At 59.0% G+C, this 4,360-nt stretch carries 5 protein-coding genes; all 5 read right to left on the bottom strand.

What is annotated here, in order from left to right:
* A partial coding sequence (locus A2I95_RS26595) for a SufD family Fe-S cluster assembly protein (RefSeq protein WP_291734754.1) occupies positions 1 to 1,004 on the bottom strand: 1,004 nt, incomplete at its 3' end.
* On the bottom strand, positions 1,005 to 1,760 hold the full coding sequence (gene sufC / locus A2I95_RS26590) for a Fe-S cluster assembly ATPase SufC (RefSeq protein WP_027258905.1): 756 nt from the start codon (positions 1,758 to 1,760) through the stop codon (positions 1,005 to 1,007).
* 41 nt (positions 1,761 to 1,801) lie between these two features.
* Positions 1,802 to 2,404 carry a hypothetical protein gene (locus A2I95_RS26585; RefSeq protein WP_027258904.1) on the bottom strand — a complete coding sequence of 201 codons (603 nt, stop codon included), beginning with the start codon at positions 2,402 to 2,404 and terminating at the stop codon, positions 1,802 to 1,804.
* 11 nt (positions 2,405 to 2,415) lie between these two features.
* Positions 2,416 to 2,730, bottom strand: a complete 315-nt coding sequence (locus A2I95_RS26580) for a heavy metal-binding domain-containing protein (protein ID WP_027258903.1) — start codon at positions 2,728 to 2,730, stop codon at positions 2,416 to 2,418.
* 38 nt (positions 2,731 to 2,768) lie between these two features.
* Positions 2,769 to 4,292, bottom strand: a complete 1,524-nt coding sequence (sufB, locus tag A2I95_RS26575) for a Fe-S cluster assembly protein SufB (RefSeq protein ID WP_027258902.1) — start codon at positions 4,290 to 4,292, stop codon at positions 2,769 to 2,771.
* Positions 4,293 to 4,360: the final 68 nt, after the last annotated feature.

The following is a 4,360-nucleotide window of genomic DNA, read 5'->3' as shown; positions in this document are numbered from 1 at the left end:
ATCTGATACCCATCCGTCTTTTGCGCGCCTTCCTTCACCAGGGTCTTGCCTTGGAACACGCCGGTTGCCCCGTTGCGCAGAACCTTCTTGAACACCTGGCGGCTTTCGCAGTTCACCGCGTCATGGGTGATGAACACGGTGTCGTCGTGATGGAAATCACCATCGCCGACGCAAGCGCCTGCAATATGCGCAATCGCGTCATCGCCGGTCAGTTCGATCACCGCCTCGTTGCGGGTCAGCACGCCATTCACGGTCAGGGTGAAAGACTTGAACACAGACTCGGTGCCAAGGCGGGTAAACAGATGTGTTGCCGCACGGCGCTCGTGATCCCGGCCCTGTGCCCGCACCAGGTGCAGCTTGCCGCTGTCGGCAATGTCGATCTCCATGCATTTGTTAAAGCGCGAGGCCGCCGGGCCGTTTTCCAGGATTGTCACCTCGGCGCCATTTTCCACGCGGATCACGTGGTGCAGGATCGCGTCGGAACTCTCATCCGAGTGCACATAGGTAAAGTTGATCGGTTTGGATACTTTGCCGGTCACCCGGATCGCCACACCGTCCGTTGCAAAAGCGGTATTCAGCGCCGCCAGCGGGCGTTCCACCGGAGTTTGCCCGCGCGCTTCAAGAACGCCGTACAAGTCCTTGGCCCAGTGGATATCCTTGCAGCAGATGTCTGCGATCCGGTCGATGGTCAGACCTTCCAGCGACAAATCATCCGATGCTTCAGCGTCAAAGACACCATCGACAAAAACAATGTTCAGCCGGTCAAAGGCGCTGAACATCGGCGTCTCATCCGCGGCGAAAACGGCAGCTTTGGCTGCCTCAGCCTGCACCAATGTCTCGGGGCGGGTGTATTTCCAGTACTCATCGCGGCGGCTGGGCAGACCCATGGTCTGGACCCGCGACAGCGCTGCCTGCCGGGCCGCCTTAAGGCAGCCGCTTTCCGGCAGGGACAGCGCGGACAGCCGCGCCTCGGTTGCACTTTGCTTGACTTCAGGCAGGGCCATTTACGCCTCCTCTGCCAGGATGCCGGCGTAACCGTTGTTCTCGACTTCCAGCGCCAGCTCAGGACCGCCGGTCTTGACAATGCGGCCGCCTGCCAGGATGTGCACCACGTCCGGTTTGATGTGGTCCAATAGGCGCTGATAGTGGGTGATCACCAGGAAACCGCGGCCCTCATCACGCAGGGCGTTCACGCCTTCGGCCACCAGTTTCATCGCGTCCACATCAAGGCCGGAGTCGGTCTCGTCCAGGATGCACAGCTTCGGCTCCAACATCGCCATCTGCAGGATTTCGTTGCGCTTCTTCTCACCGCCGGAGAAGCCGACGTTGACCGGGCGCTTCAGCATGTCGGCGTCGATTTTCAGGGTCTTCGCCTTGGCGCGGATGATTTTCAGGAAGTCGGAGGCCGACAGCTCTTCCTCGCCACGGGCTTTGCGCTGTGCGTTCACTGCGGTGCGCAGAAAGGTCATGTTGCCGACACCGGGGATTTCCACCGGATACTGGAACGCCAGGAACATGCCGGCTGCGGCGCGTTCTTCCGGCTCCATCTCCAGGATGTCTTCGCCTTCCAGTTCGGCAGAACCGTCGGTCACTTCATAGCCGTCGCGGCCTGAAAGCACATATGACAGAGTGGATTTACCCGAACCGTTCGGCCCCATAATGGCATGCACTTTGCCTGCCTCAACCTTAAGGTCGACGCCCTTCAGGATTTGCTTATCCTCATCTTCCAGCTTGACGTGCAAGTTTTTGATTTCGAGCATTTTTGCCTCTCGCTTAGTACTGTTCCGGCAGCCGTCGGCGCCTAGAAGGTTTTTGTGTAAAGCGTCAGGATCTGCGTCAGATCCCGGCGCGGAAGGTTGTCGGGAAGCAGCTCGAACCGGGCCATGCGGCCACGGATATCAACCGGCTTTACCCATTTCTCGACCTGCTTGTACAGGGCCCGCCCGGCATAGTCGTCAAACAGCACGGTGACAGGCTTTTCGGTCCGCAACATAACAGTCAGGAAACAGGCAGCCCGGAACCGCCCGTCAATCAGCACCAGATCCGGCGCCTCAAAGTGTGCAAGGTCCCAGATCGTATTCGGGTACTGATGAAACCGGCGCCACATGTCGTTATTTACCGGCCTGCCCCATTTGCCGGTCTTGCCGACATTGGCATGGTGCAGATGTACTACCGACTTGCTGCCAGCCTGGCGCAAGTACCGCTTCATCATGCGGTACCACATCTTGTCAGACTCGACGGAAAAGACCTTTTTCCCGCTCAGCTCAGACGCCAGAACAGTCGAGCCGCCACTGCCATATTCCAGAATGACGCCTGCATCCCGGTAATGGCTTCGAACCCACTCAGCCTCTTCAGGCGGCAGAGTAAGCTGCGGGCGCTCAATGATCTGTTCGTCTTTTGCCACTGTCCGGCCCCTTACCCCAGCACCACAGCGGTGCCGCTGGCCGAAACCATCAGCATGGACTGCCCGACCACTTCATAGTCCAGATCCACGCCCACAACGGCATTGGCGCCCTTGTCCCGCGCGCGGTCTTCAAGCTCAGCCAAGGCGGTTTCGCGGGCATCCTGCAATTTGCCTTCATACGCGCCTGAGCGGCCGCCGACGATATCAGTGATCGAGGCAAAGACATCGCGCACCACATTGGCGCCCATGATCGCCTCGCCCACCACGATGCCCTTGTATTCGGCGATCTGGTAGCCTTCGACGCTCGGTGTGGTTGTGACGATCATACTCTTGCCTCCCTGCGGTGCTGCCCAAGGGCCTGCCATCAGCCGACAGACCCTTCCAGCGAGATCGCAACCAGCTGTTGCGCTTCCATGGCAAACTCCATCGGCAGCGCCTGCAGCACGTCCTTGCAGAAGCCGTTGACCACCAGGGCCACCGCCTCTTCCTCGTCCATGCCGCGCTGGCGGCAGTAGAACAGCTGGTCGTCGTCCACCTTGGACGTGGTCGCCTCATGCTCCACGCGGGAGGAGTTGTTCTTGACCTCGATGTAGGGAACCGTGTGAGCGCCGCATTTATCGCCGATCAGCAGCGAGTCGCACTGGGTGTAATTGCGGCTGTCCTTGGCCTTGGGGTGCATCGACACCAGCCCGCGGTAGGTGTTTTGCGCCTTGCCGGCGCTGATCCCCTTGGACACGATGCGCGACTTGGTGTTTTTGCCCAGGTGCACCATTTTGGTGCCGGTGTCGGCCTGCTGCATATTGTTGGCGATGGCGATCGAGTAGAACTCGCCCTGGCTTTCATTGCCGCGCAGGATGCAAGAGGGGTATTTCCAGGTCACGGCAGAGCCGGTTTCCACCTGGGTCCACATCACCTTGGCGCGGTCGCCGCGGCAGTCGGCACGCTTGGTGACGAAGTTATAGATGCCGCCCTTGCCGTTCTCGTCGCCCGGATACCAGTTCTGAACGGTGGAGTATTTCACCTCGGCGTCTTCTTCGATGATGATTTCGACCACTGCGGCGTGCAGCTGGGCGATATCGCGCGCTGGGGCAGTACAGCCTTCCAAGTAGCTGACATAGCTGCCTTTATCGGCAATGATCAGGGTACGTTCAAACTGGCCGGTGTTTTCCGCGTTGATGCGGAAATAGGTCGACAGTTCCATCGGGCAGCGAACGCCCGGCGGCACATAGACGAACGATCCGTCTGAGAATACGGCTGAGTTCAGCGTTGCATAGAAGTTGTCGGACACCGGAACCACCGAGCCGAGGTATTTTTTGACCAGCTCAGGATGCTCACGGATGGCTTCGGAGATCGAGCAGAAGATGACGCCCGCTTCCTTCAGCTCTTTCTGGAATGTGGTGCCGACGGAAACGGAGTCGAAAACAGCGTCCACGGCAACCTTGCGGCCCTCGGCGGGCGCATTTTCAGCGCCCTCAACGCCGGCCAGAATCATCTGTTCTTTCAGCGGGATACCCAGCTTTTCATAGGTCGCCAGCAGCTTGGGGTCGACCTCGTCCAGCGACTTGGGCTTCACTTCCATCGACTTGGGACGGGCATAATAATATTGGTCCTGGAAATCGATTTCCGGATAGTCGACCATCGCCCAGTCGGGTTCTTCCTTGGTCAGCCAGCGCTCATAGGCTTCCAGACGCCAGTTCAGCATCCATTCCGGCTCTTCGTTCTTTTCCGAAATCAGCCGGACAATATCCGTGGTCAGCCCTTTGGGGGCATATTCCATCTCGATATCGGTTTCCCAACCGTATTTGTAAGCACCGCCAACCTCGCGGACTGCGTCCACGGTTTCCTGATCAACACCATCCTTGACTTGGGTCTGGTCCAAAGCGGCCATTTGTCTTCTCCTCATTCACGCCGCGCGGGCGCGATGTGTCTTTTCTTTTAGCAGCCACGCATCGGCAA

This window comes from Leisingera sp. F5 (genome assembly GCF_001593695.1).
Note: the sequence above shows the minus strand (reverse complement) of the source record. Positions and strands in the feature narration are given on the sequence as shown.